The organism is Salinicola sp. NYA28a (assembly GCF_976982775.1).
The window spans coordinates 2943026-2969292 of the sequence record NZ_OZ334582.1 but is presented as its reverse complement, the minus strand read 5'-3'; the positions used below and the strand labels follow the sequence as shown (position 1 = coordinate 2969292).

General features: G+C 63.5%; 23 protein-coding genes. 4 read left to right on the top strand and 19 right to left on the bottom strand.

From position 1 onward, the window contains the following. Nucleotides 1–116 precede the first annotated feature (116 nt). The 3 genes from ACWHY3_RS13345 to ACWHY3_RS13335 are packed head-to-tail and all read left to right on the top strand — an operon-like array spanning nt 117 to nt 5438. Entirely contained in the window at nt 117–3446 is a 3330-nt protein-coding gene (locus tag ACWHY3_RS13345; protein WP_332780209.1) for an ATP-binding protein, read from the top strand. Between the two features lie 2 nt (nt 3447–3448). After that, nucleotides 3449–3835 (top strand): response regulator, encoded by a 387-nt coding sequence (locus ACWHY3_RS13340; protein WP_087719987.1) that lies wholly within the window; start codon nt 3449–3451, stop codon nt 3833–3835. Continuing rightward, complete coding sequence (locus ACWHY3_RS13335) at nt 3828–5438, top strand: diguanylate cyclase (protein ID WP_332780264.1); 1611 nt, start codon at nt 3828–3830, stop codon at nt 5436–5438. Before ACWHY3_RS13340 ends, ACWHY3_RS13335 begins: the two co-directional genes overlap by 8 nt. A 58-nt stretch (nt 5439–5496) precedes the next feature. Here the strand turns inward: ACWHY3_RS13335 and der are convergent, their stop codons facing one another. From der to ACWHY3_RS13270, 13 genes are all read right to left on the bottom strand, one after another. After that, nucleotides 5497–6906 carry a ribosome biogenesis GTPase Der gene (der, locus tag ACWHY3_RS13330; RefSeq protein ID WP_303856104.1) on the bottom strand — a complete coding sequence of 470 codons (1410 nt, stop codon included), beginning with the start codon at nt 6904–6906 and terminating at the stop codon, nt 5497–5499. Nucleotides 6907–7095: 189 nt separating this feature from the next. After that, the gene (gene bamB / locus ACWHY3_RS13325) at nt 7096–8262 is read right to left on the bottom strand and encodes an outer membrane protein assembly factor BamB (protein WP_303856103.1); all 1167 of its coding nucleotides are present in this window, start codon (nt 8260–8262) and stop codon (nt 7096–7098) included. After that, complete coding sequence (locus ACWHY3_RS13320) at nt 8262–8918, bottom strand: YfgM family protein (RefSeq protein WP_071229919.1); 657 nt, start codon at nt 8916–8918, stop codon at nt 8262–8264. Before ACWHY3_RS13320 ends, bamB begins: the two co-directional genes overlap by 1 nt. A gap of 182 nt (nt 8919–9100) precedes the next feature. Continuing rightward, on the bottom strand, nt 9101–10378 hold the full coding sequence (gene hisS, locus ACWHY3_RS13315; RefSeq protein ID WP_448126723.1) for a histidine--tRNA ligase: 1278 nt from the start codon (nt 10376–10378) through the stop codon (nt 9101–9103). A 182-nt stretch (nt 10379–10560) separates the two neighbouring features. Next, entirely contained in the window at nt 10561–11676 is a 1116-nt protein-coding gene (ispG, locus tag ACWHY3_RS13310; protein ID WP_448126722.1) for a flavodoxin-dependent (E)-4-hydroxy-3-methylbut-2-enyl-diphosphate synthase, read from the bottom strand. A gap of 8 nt (nt 11677–11684) precedes the next feature. Next, the gene (locus ACWHY3_RS13305) at nt 11685–12740 is read right to left on the bottom strand and encodes a RodZ domain-containing protein (protein ID WP_256961310.1); all 1056 of its coding nucleotides are present in this window, start codon (nt 12738–12740) and stop codon (nt 11685–11687) included. 59 nt (nt 12741–12799) lie between these two features. Continuing rightward, entirely contained in the window at nt 12800–13537 is a 738-nt protein-coding gene (gene pilW / locus ACWHY3_RS13300) for a type IV pilus biogenesis/stability protein PilW (protein ID WP_332780261.1), read from the bottom strand. A gap of 194 nt (nt 13538–13731) precedes the next feature. Further along, the gene (rlmN, locus tag ACWHY3_RS13295) at nt 13732–14865 is read right to left on the bottom strand and encodes a 23S rRNA (adenine(2503)-C(2))-methyltransferase RlmN (protein WP_332780260.1); all 1134 of its coding nucleotides are present in this window, start codon (nt 14863–14865) and stop codon (nt 13732–13734) included. Between the two features lie 82 nt (nt 14866–14947). Further along, nucleotides 14948–15376, bottom strand: coding sequence for a nucleoside-diphosphate kinase (gene ndk, locus ACWHY3_RS13290; RefSeq protein WP_071229915.1), 429 nt, complete (start codon nt 15374–15376; stop codon nt 14948–14950). Nucleotides 15377–15679: 303 nt separating this feature from the next. Further along, nucleotides 15680–16006 carry a HesB/IscA family protein gene (locus ACWHY3_RS13285; protein ID WP_071229914.1) on the bottom strand — a complete coding sequence of 109 codons (327 nt, stop codon included), beginning with the start codon at nt 16004–16006 and terminating at the stop codon, nt 15680–15682. Nucleotides 16007–16050: 44 nt separating this feature from the next. Then, a complete protein-coding gene (locus ACWHY3_RS13280; RefSeq protein ID WP_448126721.1) occupies nt 16051–17226 on the bottom strand; it encodes an aminotransferase class V-fold PLP-dependent enzyme in 1176 nt (391 codons plus the stop codon). A gap of 156 nt (nt 17227–17382) precedes the next feature. Continuing rightward, a complete protein-coding gene (gene iscR / locus ACWHY3_RS13275) occupies nt 17383–17865 on the bottom strand; it encodes a Fe-S cluster assembly transcriptional regulator IscR (protein ID WP_332780258.1) in 483 nt (160 codons plus the stop codon). Between the two features lie 183 nt (nt 17866–18048). Then, entirely contained in the window at nt 18049–18831 is a 783-nt protein-coding gene (locus ACWHY3_RS13270; RefSeq protein WP_332780257.1) for an RNA methyltransferase, read from the bottom strand. Nucleotides 18832–18966: 135 nt separating this feature from the next. Between ACWHY3_RS13270 and ACWHY3_RS13265 the strand changes: the two genes are divergently transcribed. Continuing rightward, on the top strand, nt 18967–19761 hold the full coding sequence (locus ACWHY3_RS13265; protein WP_110630610.1) for an inositol monophosphatase family protein: 795 nt from the start codon (nt 18967–18969) through the stop codon (nt 19759–19761). A 115-nt stretch (nt 19762–19876) separates the two neighbouring features. Here the strand turns inward: ACWHY3_RS13265 and ACWHY3_RS13260 are convergent, their stop codons facing one another. The 6 genes from ACWHY3_RS13260 to tgt form a co-directional block, all read right to left on the bottom strand. Then, the gene (locus ACWHY3_RS13260) at nt 19877–20071 is read right to left on the bottom strand and encodes a hypothetical protein (protein ID WP_448126720.1); all 195 of its coding nucleotides are present in this window, start codon (nt 20069–20071) and stop codon (nt 19877–19879) included. Between the two features lie 130 nt (nt 20072–20201). Then, nucleotides 20202–21413 (bottom strand): AI-2E family transporter, encoded by a 1212-nt coding sequence (locus tag ACWHY3_RS13255; RefSeq protein ID WP_448126719.1) that lies wholly within the window; start codon nt 21411–21413, stop codon nt 20202–20204. 287 nt (nt 21414–21700) lie between these two features. Then, complete coding sequence (gene secF / locus ACWHY3_RS13250; protein ID WP_087720979.1) at nt 21701–22606, bottom strand: protein translocase subunit SecF; 906 nt, start codon at nt 22604–22606, stop codon at nt 21701–21703. Between the two features lie 12 nt (nt 22607–22618). Beyond that, the gene (secD, locus tag ACWHY3_RS13245) at nt 22619–24466 is read right to left on the bottom strand and encodes a protein translocase subunit SecD (protein ID WP_448126718.1); all 1848 of its coding nucleotides are present in this window, start codon (nt 24464–24466) and stop codon (nt 22619–22621) included. 105 nt (nt 24467–24571) lie between these two features. After that, entirely contained in the window at nt 24572–24904 is a 333-nt protein-coding gene (gene yajC, locus ACWHY3_RS13240) for a preprotein translocase subunit YajC (protein WP_087720977.1), read from the bottom strand. 105 nt (nt 24905–25009) lie between these two features. Then, on the bottom strand, nt 25010–26128 hold the full coding sequence (gene tgt, locus ACWHY3_RS13235) for a tRNA guanosine(34) transglycosylase Tgt (protein WP_448126717.1): 1119 nt from the start codon (nt 26126–26128) through the stop codon (nt 25010–25012). Nucleotides 26129–26267 lie beyond the last annotated feature (139 nt).

Here is a 26267-nt window from a genome sequence, read left to right as displayed (position 1 = left end):
ATTAAATCCGTATACCCCGCTTTCAGTCGCAGGAACAGGGAATCACCATCCGCGCCTCCCGGGCCGGGCTGGAGCGACGCGTTCAACTACTCGCTTCGACGCTCTCCGCCGACCCCGTGGTACGGGAGCTGCTGGCTCGCGCTGCCGACAGCGGCGAGCCCGGGCAGCTGGATCAGCTGCGTCAGCAACTGCGCTCGCGGCTTTCGCCCTACTGGCAGTCGCTGCAGGATGGCTCCGCCGAGGCATTGAATGTCTATCGCCAGCATCAAGGCGAACTGACCACATTCCTGCGCATGCAGGCGCCCCAGCATTTCGATGATACGCCGGAAGCCGGTCGGTGGCTGGCGCAGAGCGCACTGCAGACCCAGCGCGCGCAAGCCGGCGTCGCCAGCGATGGCCATCGCGCTGCCACCGCGGGTGTCGCGCCGGTGCTGGTGCCCTCGAGTGGCGATACGCAGCCGCAGGCATCGGGACTGCTCGAGATCGAGTTCGGTGTCATCACTGACGTCGAAAAGCTCGGCGAGCAGCTGGGTGGCGGTGTTGCCGTACTGTTCCACGATACCCAGGACGTCGATATTCAAGATAGGGATGTATCAGTCGAAGACGCCCGCCGTGGCCAAGATCAGGGCCATGGCGTTTCGGGTTCGGGCTTGTCGGATACAGCGCTGCCAGCGGGCGCGCCGGGCGGTGAAGGCGCGTGGTGGGTCGGCGATGCCCGGCAGCCTCTGATCAAGCGATGGCTGACCGCCGGGCATCTCCCCGTCATGAAGCCAGGCGAGCCCGCTCATCGGGTCGTTCACGACGAGGACGGCACCGGCTATCTGCTTTCGCTGATACCGTTACAGGCGAGCGGCAGCCAAGACGGCACACCGGTCACCGCCGTGGCGGTCTGGAAAGATATTACCGCGCAACTCGACCATCGCGATGCGTTGGTGGTCGACACCTGGTTACGCTGGGGGGTGGCATGGCTGATCGCCGAGAGCTGTCTGCTATTCCTGTTATGGGGAACGCGACGAGTCACCCGTCATGCAATGATGGAGAGCCATCGGCGCCTGAAAAATCAGAAGGAGGCGCTGCAAACGCTCAATGATATCGCCGCGTTGCAGAACACGTCCTTTCTCGAACTCATCGACCACGCGCTCGACGCAGGCTGTCGCTTTCTCGGCATGCCCTTCGGTATCGTCAGCCATATCGAGAACGGGATTTATCACGTCGAGTCGGCACACTCCCCGGGCGGTATCCTCAAATCAGGCCAGACATTCGATGTGCGGGAGACGTTCTGCGAGTTTACGCTCCAGGCCGATGACGTCGTGGCATTCGCTGATGCCGACGAGGCGGGTCATGGTGAGCATCCTTGTCGTGTCGTACATGCGTTCAAGGGTTATATCGGCGCGCCACTATGGGTGAACGGACAGCGTTACGGCACGCTCGGTTTCAGCAGTGATACCGTACGGGAAAGTTCTTTCGACGAAGCCGAGCAGGAGTTCGTGAGGTTGTTGGCCCGCTGGGTAGGGTCCACGCTCTCTCGCTGGAAGGAGATCGAGGCGCGCGAGGAATTGAGCCATCGCTTGACCAAGATTGCCTCGCAGACCCCCGGCCTGATCTATCAGTATCGCCAGGATCCCGAGGGTCGCCCCTCGTTTCCCTACGCCAGTGACGCCATCAAGGAGCTCTACGGCTTGACGCCGGAAGAAGCGGCGGCGGATGCCTCCCAGGTTTTTGCGCTGGTTCACGAAGACGACCTCGAGCGTTTGATTCTTACGGTCAAAGAGTCGGAACGTGATCTGACGCCCTGGAATTGCGAATATCGCGTGCGCCGCGACAATGGTGATTTCATCTGGCTCTCCGGCCAGTCCATCCCCGAGCGCGAGTCCGATGGCGGAACGATATGGCACGGATTCCTGCATGACGTGACCGCGCGCAAGCGTGACGAGAGTCTCAAGAGCGAGTTCATCTCCACCGTCAGCCACGAGCTGCGCACGCCCTTGACCTCGATTTCCGGCGCGCTGGGTCTGATCCAGGGCGGAGCCCTCGGAACGCCGCCGGAAGCCATGCGGGGTATGCTCGTCACGGCCCACAACAATGCGCAACGTCTGATTCTGCTGATCAACGACCTGCTCGACATAGAGAAACTGGTGGCGGGCAAGATGGCGTTCCAGATGCAGGAGCAGCCGCTGATGCCGCTGATCGATCAGGCCATCGATTCCAATCAGGCGTATGCCGCCCAGTTCCGCACGAGGCTCGTGATCACCGAGCGGCTGGATGACGCCGGGGTCAATGTCGACGCCATGCGTCTCCAGCAGGTGATGAGCAACCTGCTCTCCAACGCTGCCAAATTCTCTCCGCCGGAGACGCAGGTCGAGGTGCGTGTCGAGTCAATCGCCGATCGCGTTCGCATCAGCGTGATCGACAGCGGGCCGGGAATACCCGAAGAGTTCCACGAGCGCATTTTCCAGAAATTTTCCCAGGCGGATGCCTCGAGCACGCGAAAGCAGGGCGGTACCGGGCTTGGGCTCGCGATCACCCGCGAGCTCGTCGAGCGCATGCGCGGATCGATCAATTTCTTCTCGGAGCCGGGGCATGGCGCCTGCTTCTTCGTCGAGCTGCCGTGCTTCGACCTGCCCCAAGAGGCCATGGATCAGGTATCGACCCACGAGGTCGACGAAGCGGCCGAAGCCAGTTTCTCCGGTTCAAGGCTGCTGATCGTGGAAGACGACCCGGACACGGCGGCGCTGCTGGCCACGCTGGTGCGGCACTGGGGATATCGGGCCGAGGTTGCGCATACCATGAACGATGCGATGAAATGGCTCGAGCGCCGTAGCTTCGACGCCATCACCCTCGACCTGATGCTGCCCGACGGTAACGGCTTGACGCTGCTGCGCCAGTTGCGGGAGCAGCCGCAGACCCGGGACATTCCCGTGCTGGTGGTATCGGCGACCGCGGAGGAGGGGCAACTGGAGATTGGCGGTCGGCTGGAAGCGGTGAACTGGCTGGTCAAGCCTTTCGATGAGCAGCGCCTGTCGAGCGTGCTTCGCAGTTCGCTGAGTCTGCGACCGCCACGCGAACGCATCCTGCATATCGAAAGCGACCCCGAACTGTCTCATCGTGTCGCCGGGCAGGTCGCGTCGAGCATGACCCTGGACGTGGCCCGTTCACTGCAGGAAGCCCGCTATCTGCTCGACAGCAATGAGTACGGATTGATTTCGCTGGATCTGACGGCCTCGCGGGGCCCGGGCTGGGAGGTGATTCCGCTGTTGAGTCAATTGGTCCAGCAGCCGGCCGTCGTCATTCTGTCCGAAGAAGCGTTGGCGCCGACCTTGCTGGGGCGCGTGAAGACGGCGATTGCCAAGCCGGGGCTTTCGGCCGAGGCATTGAGGGAAGCTTTCGAGCGCCAGCTTCATGGCGCCGGTGCACCGCCGGACGAAGATCAGGAGAACGAGCACTGAAAATGAAACCCCTTCAACGTATCTTGCACGTCGAGGACGATATCTCGATTCAGGAAGTGACCAAGCTGGCGCTAGAGGTCGTCGGCGGACTCGAGATCACGAGCTGCGACGATGGCCAGGCGGCAATCGCCCGTGCCCACGAGTGGCAGCCGGATCTGGTTCTGCTCGATGTCATGATGCCGGGGATCGACGGACCCACGACCCTGGCAAAACTCCGCGAACAGCCCTCCACGCAGTCGATCCCGGTAGTGTTCATGACTGCCAAGGTCCAGCCCAGCGAGATCGAGCACTATCTTTCCATCGGTGCGCTGGATGTCTTGATCAAGCCCTTCGATCCAATGACGCTGGCGGAACAGTTGCGCAAGATCTGGGAGCATTCGCATGACTGATGTCGACGTCCAGGCACGGCTGGCGGCACTGCGCGAGCAATACGGCCGCCGGCTACGGGACGATCTGCAGACGATGATGGCGCAGACCCGGGAGCTGAGCGAACACCAGACTGCGGTCAAGGCCGACTCTCTCGAAACGCTGCGCCAGGGGCTGCATCGTATGGCGGGTTCCGCCGGTACCTTCGGCTATGCGGCTTTGAGCCAGGACGCTCGCGAGATGGAGGTATGGCTGCAGACGTTGATCGAGGGCAGTAGCCAGCCGACGCTCCAGATGTTGACGGCGCTCCACGACCGTTTGTCGAACAGCTACCGAAACCTGGAGCGCATGCAGATAGCGGGTATGACCGAGCCCGACGACAGCCATCCGCTGGCCAGCGGCGAGCGAGCGATACGGGTTGCCGTGCTGGCCGATGGCGATACCGGTGAGCTGATTCGCTCGTTGAGCGGGTTCGGTTACGAGTGTCGCGATCTCGACGCTCGGGAGATCGGCGCCGATTGGCGGCCGGATATCGCTATCGTCGACACCGCCAAGGTGGAATACGACGTCTGGAAGCCGGCCGTTGGAGCGATTCCCGAGGCGGCGTTGATCGTGCTGAGCGCCGCCGGCGACTTCGAGACACGCCTGGACGCCGTTCGCAATGGCGCGCAGGGGTTCTTCATGCATCCGGTGGACGTGCCCTCGCTGGAGCACCGCTTGCGGTATTTGATCAACCTGCCCCAGCAGGATCCCTATCGGGTCCTGATCGTGGACGATGACATCGAACTGGCCGAGCATTTCCGGCTGACGCTGAAACAGGCCGGCATCGAGTCCCGGGTGATCAGCGATCCCCGCGATGTCTTGATCGGGCTGCGGGACATCGTGCCGGATCTGGTGCTGATCGATATCAACATGCCGGGCTGCTCCGGGCCGGAACTGGCTCGTATCATTCGCTTCGATGACGACTGGCTGAAGATCCCGCTCATCTACCTTTCGGCCGAGTCGAACGTCCATCGCCAGGCCCAGGCACTGGCCCAGGCGGGAGACGATTTCCTGGTCAAGCCCATTGGGGACATGGCGCTGGTTTCCGCGGTCACAGCGCGAGCACAGCGATCCCGCCAGCTCAGCATGGCGCTGGCTCGCGACGGGCTCACCGGCCTAATCAAGCATCCGGCGATCAAGGAGTTGATCGAACTCGAGGTGGCGCGCAGCCAGAGGACGCAGGCGGGCGCCTGCGTCGTGATGATCGATATCGATCGCTTCAAGTCGATCAATGATACCTATGGTCATGGCACCGGCGACTATGTCATTCGCCTGCTGGCCAATCTGCTGCGCCAGCGTCTGCGCCGGGTAGACCATGTCGGACGCTACGGCGGCGAGGAGTTCGTTGCCGTGCTGCCATCCTGTCAATTGGAGAACGCGCGCGAGACTATCGAACGCATTCGAATCAGCTTTTCCCAGCTCGAATGCGTGGCGGCGGACGAGGTCTTTCACGCGACGTTCAGCGCTGGCGTTGCCAGCACCCGGGAGTGGCCGAACGCCGAGGCGCTGCTCGAGGCTGCCGACAAGGCGATGTACGAAGCCAAGCAGGCCGGACGCAATCAGACCCGGATAGCCACGCCTTGACACCCTGCGCGGCTGGCCGCCGTGCGACGGAATACGATGCTCCCGCCGGGTACGTTCGTCAGCGCCCGCGGCGGCTCTTGCGCGCCTCGCGGGTCCGGCTCAGCTGCCGTCCACGCGCCTTTTCGCGATCGCTGGCGCCGGCCTGATTGTCGTAGGGGTTGTTGCCGGAGCGGAACTCGAAGCGAATCGGCGTGCCGCGCACCTTCAATACCTTGCGGAAGGTATTGGTGAGATAGCGCCTGTAGGCTTCCGGCAGGGATGATGTCTGGTTGCCGTGAACGACGATGATCGGCGGGTTGCTGCCGCCTTGGTGCGCCATGCGCAGCTTGGGGCGACGGCCATGGATCATCGGCGGCTGATGCTCGCTGACCGCATCCTGCAGGATCGAGGTCAGGCGGTTGGTCGACCAGTGGCTGTTGGCGCTGTCGAAGGCCTTGTCGACCGACTTGTAGAGATCGCCGACGCCGGTGCCATGCAGCGCCGAGATGAAGTGCATCTCGGCATAGTCGGCAAATCCCAAGCGTCGTTTGATGTCGGAGCGCATCTTGTCCCGCGCTTCGCTTTCCAGCCCGTCCCACTTGTTGACCGCCAGCACCAGCGCGCGGCCGCTGCTCAGCACGTAGTCCAGCAGGTGCAGATCCTGCTCCACCAGGCCGGTGCGCGCATCCAGTACCATGATCGCGACATGGCACTCCTTGATCGCTTCCAGCGTCTTGATGATCGAGAACTTCTCGGCGATCAGGCTGACGTTCTTGCGACGCCGTACGCCGGCGGTATCGACCAGCACGTAGGGCTTGCCGCGGCGTTCGAAGGGGATCTCGATGGCGTCGCGGGTGGTGCCGGCTTCGTCGAAGACGACCACGCGGTCTTCTCCCAGCATGCGGTTGACCAGCGTCGACTTGCCGACATTGGGACGACCGATGACGCCGATATGAATGCCGGGATGATTGCCGGCGGGCCCGGCGTCCGGGTCGCGCTCGGGGAAGGGCGCCAGCACTTCGTCGATCAGCGTGGTGACGTTACGCCCATGCGCTGCGGCGATCGGGTGTGGGTCGCCCAGACCCAAGGCCCAGAAGTCGGCCATTGCAGTCTGCTCTTCGAGCCCGTCGGTCTTGTTGACTACCAGCCAGGTCTTCTTCTGATTCACACGCAGGTGATTGGCGATCGCCTGATCGGCCGGCATCAAGCCAGCACGCCCGTCGACCATGAACAGCACGATATCGGCCTCGTCGATGGCAGTCAGCGACTGCTCCGCCATGGCTGCATCGATGCCTTGTTCGTCACCGCTGATGCCGCCGGTATCGATGACGGTGTAGGTCTTGTCGCCGAGCTGGCCGCTGCCATACTTGCGGTCGCGGGTCAGACCGGGGAAATCGGCCACCAGTGCATCGCGGGTGCGTGTCAGGCGGTTGAAAAGCGTCGACTTGCCGACGTTGGGTCGGCCAACCAGGGCGATAACGGGATTCATGGCGATTCGCAAAAGGGCGGTGACAAGGTGGACGATCGGAGGGAGGGGTCGGGTGACCCGGTACGATCGATGCTAATAGCCCGGCATTCTAGCATGCGAGAAGCGTGAAGTCCGAACCTCTCGATGCCGCCTTCCATAACGCAATCGGCCCCGCCGAGGCGGGGCCGATGGGCAATCATCCGATGCCGATCAGTTCCGATCGGAAAGCGTCTCGAGGTCGTAGGCGACGAGGGTGCCGTCGTTGCTCAGCGCGTAGAGTCGCTGATTGCCGGTCAACAGCGGCAGCGTCAGCCCGTCGCCGCCGATCTCCACTCGTCCACTCATTTCGCCGGTCGAGGCGTCGATGAGATGGATATAGCCTTCGTAGTCGCCCACCGCGATGTTACCGTCGACGAACGAGGGCGCGGTCAGCGAACGGCCTTCGAGGGTGTCGGAGTCCCACATCACGCGGCCGGTGTCGGCCTCGATCGCGATGACATGGCTCGCTTCGTTGACCGTGAACAGATAGTTGCCGACCACCAGCGGGGTCAGGTAGCTGGACTCTTCATGCTCCCACAGTACCTTGCCGGAAGTGGCTTCCAGTGCCAGCAGACGGCCGTTGTAGCTGGTCACGAACAGGCGGCCATCCTGGGTCAGCACCGGCTGGCCGTCGAGATCGACGAGCTGGTCGACTTCTGTGCGGCCCTGCGGGACGGCGACGCGCATGTCCCACAGTGGCTGACCGCTGCGGTTGTCCAGCGTCACCAGGCGGCCGTTGGCGAATCCGGCGAAGGAGACCGGTTCGATGACACGAGGCGCGCCAGTGCCGCGCAGGGTCAATGCCGGCTGGGAACTGGAGTAGACCCACTGCTCGTTGCCATTCAGGCGGTCGAGCGCGGTGACGGCGCCATCGACGCTCTGTACGACGACCAGCTCGCTGTTGACCTGGGGGGCGGCCAGCACTTCGCTGGAGACACGCGATTTCCAGTCGATGCTGCCGTCTTCACGATCGATGGCCAGCACTTCGCCGTTGCGGGTGCCGATATAGAGACGGCTGCTGTCGGCGCCGATGCCGCTGGAGATGGGCGTGCCCAGCTCGACTTCCCAGCGGGTTTCGCCGCTGTCGGTGTCGATGGCGCGCAGGTCACCGGTTTCGTCGACGGCATAAATGGTGCCGCTATCGACGATGGGGGTGAGCGGATAGCGGGCGCGACCCAGGCCTTCGCCGATTCCCTGGTCCCAGCGCTCGTCGAGGCTGACCTTGGGCGTGAAGTCCTGGAGTTCCTTGGGCGGATACTGCGGCTCGACGCTGCCGGCGCAGCCGGCCAGCAGTGTCGCGGTCAACCCCAGCGGCAGAAGTAGGTGAGTCAATTTCATCAGGTGGCGTCCTCCGCACCGAGATCGTCTAGCTTGAGCTGCAGGCCGTAAAGGGTCTGGTCGGCATCCTGCGCCAGACTCTGCGCCTGCTGGTAGGCGTTACGCGCATCCTCGGGGCGTTCGAGCGCGACGTAGGCATCACCGAGCACATTCTGGCGCTGCGCTTCCAGTGCGCTCGGCACGCTCTCCTCGAGGGTCGTCAGGGCGGTTTTTGCATCGTCGCCGGCAATCTGCAGGCGTGCGAGGTCGATGCGCGCCAGGCTCTGCATGTAGGGGCGGTCACTGTTGGCGACGACATCGTTCAGCGCCTGGCGGGCGCGTTCGTTGTCTTCGGCATTGATCGCGATCTTGGCTTCCAGTAGGCCGGCCAGATCGGCATAGAGCGTATCGCCGTGGTCGCTCTGCAGGCCGTCGGCCAGGTCGAACGCCTGGGTGCGGGCGTTGTCGTCGAGGGTGTCGCTGCTGGCGATCGCGATCAGCTGCTGGTAGGCATTGGAGGCCTCGGCGGATTGGCCTTCCTGGTAACGCTGCCACGCCTGCCAGCCGAACACGCCGGCCGCGGCGATGACGATGCCCACCAGCAGGGCGCTTCCGTTGGACTTCCACCACTGTTTGATCGCGTCCAGCTGCTCTTCTTCGGTCCTAAGCTCCGCCACGGGCGGTCTCCTTACACTATTGACTACGAGCTACGAGCTACGAGCTACGAGCTACGAGCTACGAGCTACGAGCTACGAGCTACGAGCTACGAGCTACGAGCTACGAGCTACGAGCTACGAGCTACGAGCTACGAGCTACGAGCTACGAGCTACGAGCTACGGTTAGCGCCAGCGTCGGGGCGCTATGAAAGCCGTGCGAGCCAGGCGATGGCGTCGTCCAGCTCGAGTGTCTGTTGTTCGCTGTCGTCACGCAGTGGCTTCAGCGTCAGCCGGCCCTTGGCGATTTCGTCCTCGCCGAGAATCAGCGCTACCCGGGCGCCGCTGCGATCGGCACGCCGGATCTGGCTCTTGAAGCTACCGCCGCCGCAGTGTACCTGAAGCCGCAGCGCGGGCAGAGCGTCACGCAGGCGCTCGCCCAGCAGCAGCGCCTCGCGCTCGGCGGCATCGCCCATCGCCAGCAGGTAGGCATCGGCACCGCCCTTGGCATCTTCGGGGATCAGATCGAGGGTTTCCAGCAGCAGCATGAGGCGCTCGAGACCGATAGCGAAGCCGACGCCCGGTGTCGGCTTGCCGCCGAGCTGTTCGACCAGGCCGTCGTAGCGCCCGCCACCGCAGACCGTGCCCTGGCTACCAAGTGCGGTGGTCGTCCACTCGAATACGGTACGCGAGTAGTAGTCGAGACCGCGTACCAGTCGAGGGTTGATGCGGTAGCCGATACCGGCGGCATCCAGCGTCGACTTCAACTGCTCGAAATGCACCCGGGACTCCTCGTCGAGGTGGTCCAGCAGCTGTGGTGCCCCGGCGAGCATGTCCGCCATGTCCGGATTCTTGGAGTCCAGGATCCGCAGCGGGTTGGTCTTCAGCCGCCGTTGCGAATCTTCGTCGAGAATCTCGCGATGGGACTCGAAGTAGGCGACCAGGGAGTCGCGATAGTTCGCCCGGGCTTCCGGCGAGCCCAGCGAATTGAGCTCGAGCGTCACGTGCTCGGCCATGCCGAGCTGACGCCACAGGCGGGCGGACAGCAGAATGATCTCGGCGTCGATATCGGGCCCGGTCATGCCGTAAGCCTCGATACCAATCTGGTGGAACTGGCGATAGCGGCCTTTCTGCGGGCGCTCGTAGCGGAACATCGGCCCCATGTACCACAGCCGCTGCGTCTGGTTGTGCAGCAGGCCATGCTCCATGGCGGCGCGCACGACGGCGGCAGTGTTTTCCGGGCGCAGTGTCAGGCTTTCGCCGTTGCGGTCGTCGAAGGTGTACATCTCCTTCTCGACCACGTCGGTCGCTTCGCCGATGGAGCGGGCGAAGAGCGCGGTCTGCTCGACAATCGGCGTGCGGATCTCGCGATAATCGTAACGGTCCACCAGCGAGCGCAGTTGTCGCTCGACGTACTGCCATGCGGGGGATTGATCCGGCAGCAGATCGTTCATGCCGCGAATGGCTTGTATTTTGTTGCTCAACTGATACTCCTGCCTATAGCAGAACGCCGCAGGCAGCCTGCCTGGGCGTTCGTCGGTGACTCTCTGTTTGTGGATCGCGAGGTGCCAAGCCTCACGGGAATTCCGTCACGCTTCGCCTGCGTGCCTTTACGCTCTGCGCGCGCTTTCTTGCTCCACGTACACTCAAGCTTCGCGCGCACTTGCTAGGCTTCTCGTGCAATCAGGTCGCCGGCGCGGCTCTCTTTCTCTTTGGCCTTGGCGCGGATCAACGCTTCGAGATCGTCGACCAGATGATCGTTGCGCAGCTTGCTGGCCGGCTTGCCATCGATGTAGACCAGATTAGCCGGGCTGCCGCCGGTGAGGCCGATGTCGGTTTCCTTGGCTTCACCGGGGCCGTTGACCACGCAGCCGATCACCGAGACGTCGAGCGGCGTCATGATGTCTTCGAGACGCTCCTCGAGCGCGTTCATGGTCGCGATGACGTCGAAATTCTGGCGCGAGCAGCTGGGGCAGGCAATGAAGTTGATGCCCTTGGCGCGCAGCTTCAGGCTCTTCAACATATCGAAGCCGACCTTGATCTCCTCGACCGGATCGGCGGCCAGCGAGACGCGAATCGTGTCGCCGATGCCATCCATCAGCAGCATTCCCAGGCCGATGGAGGACTTCACCGTCCCGGAACGCAGGCCGCCGGCTTCGGTGATGCCCAGATGCAGCGGCTGTTCGATCTGCTTGGCCAGCAGCCGGTAGGCCGACACGGCCATGAACACGTCGCTGGCCTTGACGCTGACCTTGAAGTCGGGGAAATCGAGCCGGTCGAGATGGTCGATGTGGCGCATGGCCGACTCGACCAGCGCTTCCGGGGTCGGTTCGCCGTATTTCTTCTGCAGATCCTTTTCCAGCGAACCGGCGTTGACGCCGATACGGATCGGGATGCCGTGATGGCGCGCGGCATCCACCACCGCACGGACACGGTCTTCGCGGCCGATGTTGCCGGGGTTGATGCGCAGGCAATCGACACCGAGCTCGGCCACCCGCAGGGCGATCTTGTAGTCGAAATGGATGTCGGCCACCAGTGGTACGCTGACCTGACGTTTGATCTTGCCGAAAGCTTCGGCGGCATCCATGTCCGGCACCGAGACGCGCACGATGTCGGCACCGGCCTGCTGCAGACGCTGGATCTGCGCGACGGTGGCGGCGACATCGTTGGTGTCGGTGTTGGTCATGCTCTGTACGGCGATGGGGGCACCGCCGCCGACAGGCACATGGCCGACATGGATTTGTCGAGAGAGACGGCGGGTGATCGGAGATGGCGTATGCATGGCGCTTCTCAGTCTCCCAGGGTGAAGCGGGCAACGTTGTTGCCGCCCGTGTATTGACTCAGGTCGACCGATTCTCCGCGGTATTCGAGCGTCACGCCACTGGCGTTGCCGATGGTCAGGCGGAAGGGCGGTTCACCCTCGGCGCTTGCCTGGCTGCCGGCGGACTGCAGACCGCTGAAGATTCGGTCGTCGTTGGCATCATAGATCTCGGTCCATGACTCTTGGTTGAAAGTCAGGGAGAGCGTGTCGTCGTTCGTCGCGGCCGGGGTCGCCGTATCTGTCGCCGCGGCGTCTTCGGACGGCGCCGAAATCACGTCGTCCGCCGCCGAGCCGACCTGTTCGGCCTGCCGAGCATCGGCATCCGGAGTCGTCGTCTCCGCGGATGCGGAGACGCCAGTGCCGGCCTCGGTATCACTGCCGGTGCCGGTGAGCGTGGCGTCGTTCAGCGAGCTCGAGCTGTCCGACCCGGACGAAGGCGTATCCTGCCGAGTGGGCACCGGCGGTAGCTGGGTATCGGTGTTGGGTGTCATCGCGGTACTGCCGGAATTCGCGGCGTCGGCATTGGCATCGTTGCCGTTCAGGCGATCGACGGCGATCGGACTGTCGTCGCTGCCGCCACCGAAGATCTCGTTGCCTTCCCGACTCTGCCACCAGAGCAGCGTCAGCGAGATCAGGCCGATGATCACCAGGAGGGTGAACAGGCGGAAAATCCAGACGCCGGCCCGGGAAGGCGGGCGCGAGGTATGGACCGGTGCCAGCTTGCGCTCCATGTCGCCTCGCCCGTGGGTGGTATCGTAGGCGCCGACGACCCGTGACTCGTCCATCCCTAGCAGGCGCGCGTAGGCACGCACGTAGCCTCGTCGATAGGCGGCGATCGGGACCTGGTCGAAGCGATCCTCTTCGATGCCGGTCACGACGATCGGACGCAGGTTCAACTGCAGCGCGACATCCTCGATGCCAAGCCCCTGGCGTTCGCGCTCGCGCTGGAGCATGACCCCCGCCATCTCGTGGGAGGGGCTGGGTGCATCATGCTGCTTGTTCGATGATTCGTTCATTTCGCTCATGGGCGAAAATCCTTCTGATCTCTTCTCGAGTCGAGACTCGAGTACGGGGTCTGTTCGCCTCAGGAATCGCCAAGCTGCTGACGATAAAAGGCGGCACGCGTCGAGTCGCCCTGAGCACTGGCGATATCGCTCGCCAGTTTCAGGCTCTCGGCGTCGGTGCCGGCCACGGTGAAGTAACGCTGCAAGCGTTCCCAGGCGCGTTCGTTGTTACCCTGCGTGTGATCGATGCGAGCCAATGCCAACAGGCTGCGCCCATTGCGCGCATCGATGTCGAGTGCGCGCTCGTAATGTCGGCGAGCGGCGGCCGTGTTGCCATTGGTCATCTCGCACTGGCCCAGGTTCGCGAAAAGCTGGGCTCTGTTGATATAGGTGATGTCCCGAGTGGCGATACGCAGCTGTTCGCACGCCTTGGCGTACTCGCCGCGCTGATACAGCAGCGCCGCATAGTTGTTGCGGATGCGCGTCGCCTCGGAATCGGCTTTCAAGGCCTGCTGGAAGAAACCGTCAGCCAGATCGAACTCCTGCTGACTTTGATAGAGCAGCGCCAGACCTTCCAGCGCACCGCTGTCGTTGGCGTCGAGGTCGAGCGCGTGTTCCAGGGCCTGCTGTGCACGGGGCAGGTTGTTCTCGGCGAGATAGGCCTTGCCCAGCCGTGTATAGGCTGCCGCTGCGTCTTCGGGGCTGTCCTGCTTCGGCCCGTTGGACGAGACCGCCGTGGCGCAGCCGCTCAACAGACACACCACGCCCATCGCGATACAAAGCGACCGTATCGAACAAGGGCGAGTTTGGTGGGTCATGCACGGGTCTCCCACGTTACGAGACGGCGACGATAGTCGGTCGCGTCCCGAACAGCTGAAAACAAAGCGGTTTTGGGGTTCCCATCAAAGCGCCGCGTCGAGTCGAAGTCAAGGCAACACCGGGGCGATTCGACCTCAGTGCCGGTTCGACTCGCCGATTTCGGCAGCTCGATGCGGCGATCGGTAGCAAGGTCTCAATCGGCATCCAGCTGAATCGACTGGATGTAGCGTTCGTGGCGGCGCGTACGATCCTTGACCCGACCGACCAGCTGACCGCAGGCGGCATCGATGTCGTCGCCGCGGGTGGTGCGCACCATCGCGGTATGGCCGAGCTCGTAGAGCCAGCTCTGGAAGCGCATGACCTGGTTGCGCGACGGCTTCTCGTATCCCGAATGGGGGAACGGGTTAAAGGGAATCAGGTTGATCTTGCAGGGCAAGTCTTCGAGCAGCGCGATGAGCTCCTGCGCATGCACCTGCTGATCGTTGACGTCCTTGATCAGGGTGTACTCGATGGTGATATGGCGCGCGTCGCCGCACTTGGCGAGATAGCGCTTGCAGGCATCGAGCAGCTTCTCGATGTTGTACTTGCGGTTGAGCGGCACCAGCTCGTTGCGCAGTTCGTCGTTCGCTGCGTGCAGCGAGATCGCCAGGCTCACGTCGATATCGTCGCCGAGCTTGTCGATCATCGGCACCACGCCGGACGTGGACAGCGTCACGCGGCGCTTGGAAAGGCCGTAGGCGTTGTCGTCGAGCATCAGCTTCATCGACGGCACCACGTTGTCGTAGTTGAGCAGGGGTTCGCCCATGCCCATCATCACCACGTTGGTGATCGCCTTGCGCCCATCCGGTGCGCTCATGCGGCCGCCGGCACGCTGCTGAGCCACCCAGACCTGGCCGATGATCTCGGCGCTGGTCAGGTTGCGCTGGAAGCCCTGCTTGCCGGTGGAGCAGAAACTGCAGTCCAGCGAACAGCCCACCTGGGACGAGACGCATAGCGTGCGGCGCGTACCGCTGTCGGCCGGGATCAGCACGGTTTCGACGTAGCTGCCGTCCTCGACTTCCAGTACCCACTTGCGGGTGCCGTCGCTGGAGGTACCTTCGTAGACCACGCTCGGGCCACGGATCTCGGCATGTTCCGCCAGGCGGGCACGCAGCGGCTTGGAGAGGTTGGTCATCGACTCGAAGTCGTCGCAACCTTCCTGGTGGATCCACTTCATGACCTGGGCAGCACGGAATTTCTTCTCGCCCAGAGAGACGAAGAACGCCTCCATCTGTTCGCGAGAGAGCCCCAGTAGATTGGTGCGCGGAGTAGCGGTAGCAGCGCTCATAGCAACGGAATCGGCTCGAGGGTGACAGGGCGTCCGAAGACGAGGATGACCGGCCGGCACGAATGGCCGGCCGGTCGACGAATCAGCTGCGCGAGCAGAGTTCGTCGTCGTTGAAGAAGTAGCTGATTTCGCGGGCGGCGGATTCCGGTGCATCGGAACCGTGCACGGCGTTGGCGTCGATGGAGGACGCAAAGTCGGCGCGAATGGTGCCCGGTGCGGCTTCCTTCGGGTTGGTCGCGCCCATCAGCTCGCGGTTCTTGGCGATCGCGCCTTCCCCTTCGAGCACCTGGACCATGACCGGACCGGAGGTCATGAAACCGACCAGATCGGCGAAGAAACCGCGCTCCTTGTGCTCGGCGTAGAAGCCTTCTGCCTGCTCCTTGGAGAGGTGGAGCATCTTGGCACCAACGATCTGCAGGCCGGCTTTTTCGAAGCGGCTGTAGATATCGCCAATTGCGTTCTTGGCAACGGCATCGGGCTTGATGATGGAAAGCGTGCGCTCGGTGGCCATGACTTCGGTCTCCTGGCTTTAGTGAATCGATCGCGGTTGTCGCGAGCGGAAAATGAATGACTGAGATGCGAGACGACGCGCCCCCGACGCCTCGTCTCGAAGCCTGGCTTCGAGGTCGATCGCATCGGCAGGTGGCGCGTCGTCCGGAATTCTCGTTGGCTGGCACGATGAGCGGTTTCGATCACCGTCGTGCCAGCCGCAAAATCGCGCCATTGTAGCGCAAGCCCGCGACAGGCGCACCCCGGGCGGCACCAGCAAGGGGCGCCCGAGCCATGTCGCGAACGGGACGCTTCGAAGCGGCGTTCAGACGTTGAAGCTTTCGCCGCAGCCGCACTCGTCGGTCACGTTGGGATTGTTGAAGCGGAAGAACCGGTTGAGTCCTTCGCTGACGTAGTCGACCTCGGTGCCGTCGAGAATGGCCAGGGCTTCCCGGTCGACCAGCACCTTGACGCCGCGCTCCTCGAACGCGATGTCTTCGTCCCGCAGGTCATCGGCGATGTCCAGAACATAGCTGTAGCCGGAGCAGCCGCTCGGCTTGACCGCCACGCGCAGCCCCAGGCCGCCGCCGCGCTCCTCGAGGACATGGCGAATCTGGGTCGCGGCGGATTCACTGATCGTGATGTTTTGCATGGCATTTCTCCTTGCCGAAAATCGATGGCGCCGGGGCCATCGACCTAGCGATGATTCATGGCGGCTGTCGATGGCTGACGCAGTCCGCCAAGGGCGCGGCGGATGTCGGCCACGGCCGCATCGATCTCTTCTATGGTGGTGAAGCGGCCAAAACTAAAGCGTATCGAGGCGAGCGCCTGTAAATGAGGCACGCCGATACCCTTGAGAACGTAGGAGGGTTCCACGCTGGCCGAATTGCAGGCGGAGCCGGTGGAGACGGCCAGGCCACGCAGCGCCATCAACAGCGACTCGCCATCCACGCCATCGAAGGCGAGGTTGACGATATTGGGTACGGACTGTTCCAGCGGCGAATGGTTGTGTATGCCGCCGCAGTCGGCCAGGCCGTCGAGAAAACGCTGGCGCAGCGCACGAACGCGCTCGCCGTCGGCTTCGCACTCGTCGCGTGCCAGCGCGAACGCTTCGCCCATGCCGACGATCTGGTGCGTCGGGAGCGTCCCTGACCGCATGCCGCGTTCGTGACCGCCGCCGTGGATCAAGGCCTCGATACGCAGGTCCGGATCGCGGCGCACGTACAAGGCGCCGATACCCTTGGGGCCGTAGGCCTTGTGGGCGGAAAGCGACATCAAATCGATCCCCATGGCCTCGACATCCAGTGCCAGCCGGCCCGAGGCCTGGGCGGCGTCGACGTGAAAGCGCGCGCCGAATTCATGGGCCACGGCAGAGAGCGCGGTGAGATCGTTGACACTGCCCAGCTCGTTGTTGACCGCCATCAGCGAGACCAGCACGGTGTCCTGGCGCATCGCTTCGCGCAGTTGCTCGGGCGAGATGCGGCCGTCCGAACCTGGGGTCAGCCAGGTCACTTCGAAACCTTCCGCCTCCAGCGCCAGCGCGGTATCCACGATGGCCTTGTGCTCGATGATCGACGTCACCAGATGGCGACCGCGGGCACGATTGGCGCGCATGAAGCCGGTCAGCGCCAGATTGTCCGCCTCGGTGGCGCCGGAGGTCCACACGATTTCGCGCGGATCGGCCGCGATCAGATCGGCGACCTGACGGCGGGCGTTTTCCACCGCCTGTTCGGCCAGCCAGCCGGGCATGTGGCTGCGCGATGCCGGGTTGGCGTAGACCCCATCCAGAGTCAGGTGTCGCATCATCTGCTCGGCCACACGTGGATCGGTCGGGGTGGTGGCGGCGTAATCGAGATAAATCGGAGCGCTCATGGCACGGTAGATCTCTGGCAATCGATCGAAATGGATTCGGCAGCGTCAGCTCGAAGCGTAGTCGTTTACGAGCTCGCCCGGAGCAACGACACGATGACTGGTGCAACGACACGATGAATGTGTAGCGATTCGGTGATCCGTGCACCGACATCGTGATCAGTGCGACGACACCGTGATCGTGGCGGCGTCGTCAGCGAACGAATGTACGTCGGGTTCGGGCCGGGCGGCGGCACGGGCCTGTTCCCGGCGTACCAGCTCCTGCAGGCTGATATCGCTCAGGAAGCGCTGGATTTCGTCGGAGAGGTCGCACCACAGGTGATGCGTGATGCACTTGCTGCCCTGATGACAGTCCGCCTGGCCATGGCAGCGGGTGGCATCCACCGACTCGTTGACCGCATCGATCACGCCCGCTACCGAAATATCGGCGGGTACTCTCCCCAGCAGGTAACCCCCGCCCGGGCCGCGCACGCTACTGACGAGCTTGGCGCGCCGCAGTCGTGCGAACAGCTGTTCCAGATAGGACAGCGAAATATCCTGACGCTTGGAAATATCCGCCAGACAGACCGGTCCCTGATCGGCGTTGAGAGCCAGATCGAGCATCGCGGTGACGGCGTAGCGCCCTTTGGTAGTCAAACGCATCGGCGGGTATCGGCTGTCGCTGCATCGGTAGCGGCATTATGGAAAAACCCAGTAACACGGTCAACCATTCTGCCGGCGATCGACGCTCGCTGTTTCGGCCACTGGCGTCTGCGGGGGGCGAGCGGCGTTACGCCGGAGCCGCCACGTCGACGTCTTGACGTTGTGGATGGTGCCCCGCGACAGTCAGGACTTCTCCCGCAGCCGCTTGTCGATCGTGCCGAGAATGCCGCGCAGGATATTCATCTCCATCGAATCGAGATGGGCGCGCATGAAGAGCCGGCGCAGGCGGGCCATCAACTGGCGTGGGTTGTCCGGATCGTGGAATTCGATCGCCGTGAGCGTACTCTCGAGATGAGCGAAAAAGCGCTCCAGGTCGGCATGGGTGGCAGGCGGGTTGTCCCACGTCACGCCGAAGGGCAGGTCGGCCTCGCGGTCCGGCTCGGCAGCAGGAGTCGCCGGAGCGTCGTCCAGGGCGAGGAATGCCTGGCGACATTCGTAGGCGAGCACTTGCACGGCCGCGGCCAGATTCAGCGAGCTGAAGTCCGGGTTGGTCGGAATGTGCACGTGCTGATGGCAGCGCTGCAGTTCGGCATTGGTCAGGCCAGTATCCTCGCGGCCGAATACCAGTGCGGCCCGCGCGCCTTCGGGTGCCAGCGCCGCCGGCAGGCTCTCCGCCAGGGCCCGGGGGGCGACCATCGGCCACGGCAGATGGCGCGAGCGCGCACTGGCGCCGACCACCAGCGTGCAGTCGGCAACGGCCTCTTCGAGTGCGTCGAATTGCCGCGCAGCGTCGACGAGCGTGTTGGCCCCGGAGGCGCGCGAATAGGCGTCCTGGTCCCTGGGATCGCAGCGGGGCGTGACCAGGGCGAGATCCTCGAGACCCATGTTGCGCATGGCGCGGGCAGTGGCGCCGATGTTTCCGGGATGGCTGGTGCCGATGAGGACGATACGGATACGGTCGAGCATAAAGGCGGCTATCAGGGCTGTGGCAATCGGGAAAGCGCGCAGTCTAGCATGACTCGGCAAGCCTGCTTCTGTTAGACTGCGCGGCGTTCTTTAACAGCTCTCGACTCCGCTCTCGATTTCCCCAAGGCCAGATCCATGCATCCGATGGTTCAATATGCGCTGCGTGCCGCTCGCAGTGCCGCTGAGCAATTCGTACGTATCCGTGACCGTCTCGAGGTCAACCATGACGAGCAGGTAACTGCCGGTCTGCTCGAGGATACGGCACGCAACGCCGAAACGCTGATCGTGCATCAGCTCTCCCGTGGTTATCCGCAGCACGGCATTTCCGGTCGCTATACGCCTTACCGCGAAGGCAAGGGTACCGACAAGGACACCGTCTGGCACATCGAGCCGATCCACGGTGAATCCAATCTCGGAGTGGCGAGCCGCCAGTTCGCGATCTCGATGGTATGCCTGGTCAAGGGGCGTCCGGAACACGCGGTGGTCGTCTCGCCGTTCAGCGACGACGAGTTCCTGATCAGCCGCGGTCGTGGCGCCCAGGGCAACGGCAAGCGTATGCGTGTCTCCAAGACCATCAGCGTCAATGGTGCCCGAGTGGCACTGGCATGGCCGACGCTCGAAGCGCGCTCCCAGTGGCTGCCGCAATATCTCACCGTGGTCGAACGCCTCGGCCCCCAGATCGATACCCTGACGGGCACAGGCTGCGCGCTGCTCGACATGATCGAATTCGCCTCCGGCCGTGCCGACGCGATCTTCGTTCTCGGGCTGGAAGAGCAGGACCGCCTGGTCGGCTCGCTGCTGCTGAAGGAAGCCGGCGCATTGACCGGCGCCATCGACGGCTCGCCCAGTGTCGAAGACGGCGGCAGCCTGATGGCCGCCGGCCCGCGCCTCTACAAGGCACTGGCGCAGCAGCTCAAGGCCAGCGTCTAGGCTAACGGTCTCGGTTGGCAAGGTTCGCCGCCAGGCGAATCACCAGAAAGCGCCCTGTCGGGTTATCCCGGCAGGGCGCTTTTGCGTTGGGGTTGAGTCGCGAATTCAGGTCGAATCAGGGCGTCAATGCCACCATCGAATGGGGGCGGGTAAGCAGGCTGCCCACGACGAACGCGATCATGCCGAAGGCGAGCCCGGCATAGATCGGCGAGTTGGCGAGCAACCCATCCTTGAGCATGAAGCCGATCGCACGCTCGCCGAACGGCTGGGTATCAGTCAGCCGAGCGTGGTGCGCAAGTTGAGACGTCACGGTCTTCGGCTCGAACGGTAGCGCCCCGGTCGTTCTCGCGACGATGAACCGGCGGCGATGGCCTGCGATAATGAGCCCTCGATAATGAGCCCGCGATAACCGAACCCGTGGCAATGAACCCGCGATGAGGCTAGCGGCTGATGTCCGCATTGGCGTCGGCGTTCGTGCTCGCCGCGGCTCGTCTGATACTCGACTCGTCCTGTCGGGTAGCGGATGCCTGGCCGGTGGCGGAGCGGGCACCCAGCCTGCGCTTGCCGTAGCCCCAGCGCTCGGCTTCCGACGGGGCATCCGGGGCGCTGTCGTCATGCAGCCATTCCCGCCAACTGGCGACCAGCAGCGCCATCAGCACCGGGCCGACGAACAGGCCGACGATCCCCATGGTTTTCACGCCCCCCACGAGACCGAAGAAGGTCGGCAGAAACGGGAGCTTGATCGGGCCGCCTACCAGGCGCGGGCGCAATGTCTTGTCGACGACGAAGAGTTCGAAAGCGCCCCAGATGAACAGTCCGATGCCGTTGGCCATGTGTCCGGTTGCCAGCAGATAGAGCGAGACCAGCGTGAACGTCAGCGGCGCGCCACCGGGCACCAGCGCCATGAACGCGGTGATGACGCCGAGCACGACCGGGGACTGAATGCCGGCGATCCAGTAGGCGGTACCGAGCACCAGGCCTTCGCCGAGGGCAATCAGGCCCATGCCCATCACGGTCGAACTGATCGTCGCCGGCACCACGCGCGAGAAGCGCTGCCAGCGCGCCGGCAGTACCCGTTCGCCGACGATGTCCAGCTGGCGCGCCATGCCGGCGCCATCCCGGTAGAGAAAGAACAGCGTGATCAGCATGAACAGCAGGGTCAGCGCCAGATGCAGCGCATTGCTGCCAAGAGCGAGCACCCAGCGGGAAATGTTGCCGATATGCTCGCCGCCCACCAGTTGAATCAGAGACTCCGGCGCGTGGGGTTCGGCCAGGGACGCTTGCCACTGCTCGGCCAGCCAGGTTCCGATGCCCGGAAGAGATGCAACCCAGGGGGGCGTCGGAATGCCGCGCTCGTTGGCGACCATCAGCCAGCCGACCCAGCCCTTCAGTTCCTGGAAGGCGTAGGAGCAGGCAAGCACCATGGGGATCACCAGGCAGAGAATGATCAGGCTCAGCGCGATGCTGGCGGCCAGGGCCCGGCGCTGGCCGCAACTCGCCAACAGCCGCTGATAGAGCGGCCAACTGGCGACGCAGATGATCAGCGCGGCCAGCACGGGAATCAGAAAGTCGATGAAGAAGTAGACGCCGGCGATCATCACCAGCACGAGAAGCCAGCGGGCGACGCTGCTGTCGGCAAAGATGGGGGCCATGAAAGACTCGTGAACGTGACGAAGGAAACCGGTTATCCGGGCGAAATCGAACGGCATGCCAATCGGCAGCGAATCATCATACCCCACGCGATTCGCTCCACGCTCGTCGCCGCGCAGGTAACGGGGCCATTAATGAAAACGGTACTGAAGCCGGGGCGAACGTGGGCCTCGCGTCGTAATCATGTCGAGGCCTCTGTCGAAAAGGCATGCATCAAAAAGCCCCTCCGAAGAGGGGCTTTCGAGATAGGCCGAGTTACCGAGTAAGGCGCTAGTCCTGAATGTCTGAATCAGGGCAGCTCTTCTTCGACCTCTTCCTTCTTCACCGGGATCAGGTCCTGGCGCTCCAGTTTGAACACGATCAGCAGCGCCGCGGCGACGTAGACCGACGAGAACGTGCCGGCCACGATCCCCAGAATCAGCGAGATTGCGAAGTTGTGGATCATGTCGCCGCCGAGGAAGAACAGCGCGAACAACACCAGCAATGTCGTACCGGATGTCGCCAACGTGCGCGACAGCGTCTGGTTGATGGCTTCGTTGAAGATCTGGGCCAGATTGTCGCTACGGGACAGGCGGATGTTCTCGCGAATCCGGTCGTAGACGATGATGGTGTCGTTCAGCGAGTAGCCGATGACCGCCATGATCCCCGCGAGCACCGTGAGATCGAACTCCCACTGGAACAGCGCGAACAGTCCCAGCACGATCAGCACGTCGTGGCCCAGCGAGATGATCGCGCACAGGGCGAACTTGTACTGGAAGCGGAAGGCGACGTAGACCGCCACGCCCGCCAGGGCCACCAGCATGCCCAGGCCGCTCTGGTCGCGGAGCTGGTCGCCGACCTGAGCGCCGACGAACTCGGCGCGGACCAGGTCGATCTGGGCGCCGCTACTGCTCAGCGCGGAGACGACCTGGCTGCCCACGTCGTTGCTGAAGGTCTGCTGCAGACGCACCAGAATTTCATCGGCGGCACCAAAGGTCTGTACCGAGAAGTTCTCGAAACCACTGTTGGCCAGCAGGGCGCGGATCTCGTCGAGCGAGGGCACCGTGGCGTAGTGGAGCTCGACGACCGTACCGCCGGTGAAGTCGAGACCGAGATTGAGATGCAGGAGGGCGAGGGCCGCTATCGATACGATCGTCAGTACGATCGAGACGATGAAAGCGATGCGGCGCTTGCCCATGAAATCGAATTGGCGCATTGCTCGCGTCTCCTAGATCCACAGTTTCTTCACCGGCTTGCCGCCGATGGAGAGGTTGACGAGGGCACGCGACACCAGAATGCCGGTGAACATCGAGGTCAGGATGCCGAGTGACAGCGTCACGGCGAAGCCCTTCACCGGGCCGGTGCCGATCGAGAACAGCACCACCGCGACCAGCAGCGTGGTCAGGTTGGCGTCGACGATCGAGGTGAAGGCACGCCCGTAACCGGCATGGATCGCCTGCTGCGCCGGTGTCTTGCGCCTGAGCTCCTCCCGGATGCGCTCATAGATCAGCACGTTGGCGTCCACCGCCATGCCGAGCGTCAGCACGATGCCGGCAATGCCGGGCAGTGTCAGCGTGGCGCCAAGCAGCGACATGGCCGCGATCAGCAGCACCAGGTTGACCGCCAGCGCGGCGTTGGCGATGACGCCGAAGGCCTTGTAGCGGATCAGCATGAACGCTACGACCAGCAGGCCGCCGACGATCACCGAGAAGATGCCGCGCTCGATGTTCTGGGCGCCCAGGCTGGGGCCGATGGTGCGTTCCTGAACGAAGTAGATCGGCGCGGCGAGCGAGCCGGAGCGCAGCAGCAGCGCCAGTTCGCTGGCTTCGGTCGGCGAGTCCAGGCCGGTGATGCGGAACCGGTTGCTGAGCGCGCTCTGTACCGTCGCCAGGCTGATGATGCTGCGGCTCGTCGTCGGAATGCGTTCCTGAACCTGCTGCCCATCCTGGGTGACGGTGCGCGTCTCGGTGCTGTGGTCGATATACAGCACCGCCATGTTGCGCCCGATGTTGGTGCGGGTCGCCTGGTTCATCAGCGAGCCGCCGGTGCCGTCGAGGTTGATGTTGACCTGCGGGCGGCCGTTCTGGTCGAAGCCCTGGCTGGCGCTGGATACGCGGTCGCCGGTGATGATCACGTCACGCGACAGCGTCGCGGTGCGCTGCGGGCTGTTACGGAACGGGAACGTCTCGGTTTCGGCGTCCGGCGTGTCCGGGCGTGCCTCGAGGCGGAACTCGAGGTTGGCGGTGGCGCCGACGATGCGCTTGGCCTCGGCGGTATCCTGCACGCCGGGCAGCTCGACCACGATCCGGTTGGGGCCTTGGCGCTGGACCAGCGGTTCGGAAACCCCGAGCTCGTTGACGCGATTGCGGATCGTGGTCAGGTTCTGCTGGACCGCGTAATCCTGAATGTCCTGGATCGACTGCTCCGTCAGCGTCATGTCGAGGAACGCGCGGCGGCCCTCCTCGCGATTCTCCAGCTGGAACTCGTTGAACGTCTGGCTGATCTGCTCGCGGGCGGCATCGCGGTCTTCGCTGTTGGCGAATTCGAGATGCAGGGCGTTGTCGTCGATGTCGGTGGACCGGTAGCGGATGCGCTCGTCACGAAGATCGGCACGAATGGCGCTGGCGGTTGCTTCGAGACGCTGTTCGACGGCGGCGTCCATGTCGACTTCGAGCAGGAAGTGCACCCCGCCACGAAGATCGAGACCGAGTTTCATCGGTGCCGCGGAAAGGCTGGTCAGCCAGGACGGCGTGGAATCGGCGAGGTTGAGCGCCACGGTATAGTTGTCGTCGAGCGCATTGTCGACCACATCGCGAGCGGGAAGCTGCTGTTCGGCGTCGGCGAGCCGAATCAGGGCGGTATTGTTACCGGTCATCGCTGCCGATTTGACCTGGATATCGTCTTCGGCCAGCGCCCGGGTGACACGGTCGAGCTGCTGATCGCCGAGAGAACCGTTGGTCGTGCTGATCTGGACGGCGGGGTCCTGTGGGTAAAGATTGGGTAACGCGTAGATGACGCCGACAACACAGACGATGAGTATCAGCAGATACTTCCACAGGGGGTAACGATTGAGCATGGAAGCCCTGTCCTTTCAATCAATGACGATCTGGCGACGATCGTCGTGCGAAGAGTGTCGCAAAAAGAGATGGCTGCCGATGGGAAGCATCGGCAGCCAGGAGCATTACAGCGACTTCAACGTGCCTTTGGGGAGGACGGAGGCCACGGCGCTCTTCTGAACGCTGACGATGGTGCCTTCGGCAATCTCCATGCTGATGAAATCGTCGGTCACGTTGGTGATGCGGCCGAGCAGCCCGCCACCGATCACGATTTCGTCACCCTTGGACAGGTTGGTGATCAACTTCTTGTGCTCCTTGGCGCGCTTGGACTGCGGACGCCACAGCAGGAAGTAGAAGATCAGCACGAAGCCGACCAGCATGATGATCTGGGCAATACCACCGCCGGCAGGGCCGCCCGCATCCTGGGCGTGAGCCGCAGGGATGAAAAAGTCCAGCATGGATGTATCTCCGAAGGTTGTGTAGGGAAATGGTCGTGTAATGAAACCGTTACCTGGATGAGACTGACGAAACGGTACACCGGCCGACGGCCGATTCGAATCCTGTCAATCGGCCCCGGGCGGCACGGGCAGTCCGCGTCGCCGATAGAGTTGTGCTACGAAGTCGGCCAATGTACCCGCTTCGATAGCCCCGCGCAAACCCGCCATCAGGCGCTGATAGTAGCGAAGATTGTGAACCGTATTGAGCATCGAACCGAGCATTTCGCCACACCGATCCAGATGGTGTAGATAGCCGCGAGAAAAGTGCTGGCAGGTGTAACAGTCGCAGTCCGCTTCCAGCGGGTTGGTATCGTGGCGATGAATCGCGTTACGAATCTTGACGGTGCCATCGGCGGTGAACAGGTGGCCGTTGCGGGCGTTGCGGGTCGGCATGACGCAGTCGAACATGTCGATACCGCGACGTACGCCCTCGACCAGATCCTCCGGCTTGCCGACGCCCATCAGGTAGCGCGGCTTGTCTTCCGGCATCCAGGTCGGCAGATAATCCAGCACGCCGATCATCTCTTCCTTCGGCTCGCCGACCGACAGACCGCCGATCGCCAGGCCGTCGAAGCCGATCTCCAGCAGCCCTTCGAGCGAGCGCTTGCGCAGGTCGGGGTACATGCCGCCCTGAACGATGCCGAACAGCGCCGAGGGGGAGTCTCCGTGCGCCACGCGGGAGCGGGCCGCCCAGCGCAGCGACAGCTCCATCGACTTCCGCGCCTCGTCTTCGGTGGCGGGGTAGGGCGTGCACTCGTCGAAGATCATCACCACGTCGGAACCCAGCGAGCGCTGCACTGCCATCGACTCTTCCGGCCCCATGAAGACCTTGGCGCCGTCCACCGGCGAGCGGAAATGCACGCCCTGCTCGGTGATCTTGCGCATGTCGCCCAGCGAGAACACCTGGAAGCCGCCGGAGTCGGTCAGGATCGGCTTTTGCCACTGGGAGAAGTCATGCAGGTCGCCGTGGGCCTCGATCACCTCGGTGCCCGGTCGCAACCACAGGTGGAAGGTGTTACCGAGGATGATCTCGGCGCCGATCGCCTCGACATCCTTGGGCGTCATGCCCTTGACCGTGCCGTAGGTTCCCACCGGCATGAAGGCCGGCGTTTCCACCGTGCCGCGCGGGAAGGTCAGCCGGCCGCGACGGGCGCGACCTTCCTGGCCCAGTCGCTCGAATTTCATGAAGCATTCGTCTCGCATGGTGTCTCTCTTTTTTCAACGCGCCCGAAGCCGCGCGCAAAGCCTGTGACATGGATGCGCCCGAAGTCGCGCGCAAAGCCTGTGACGTCGGCGCGCCTGACATTGCGCGCCAAGCGTGTAT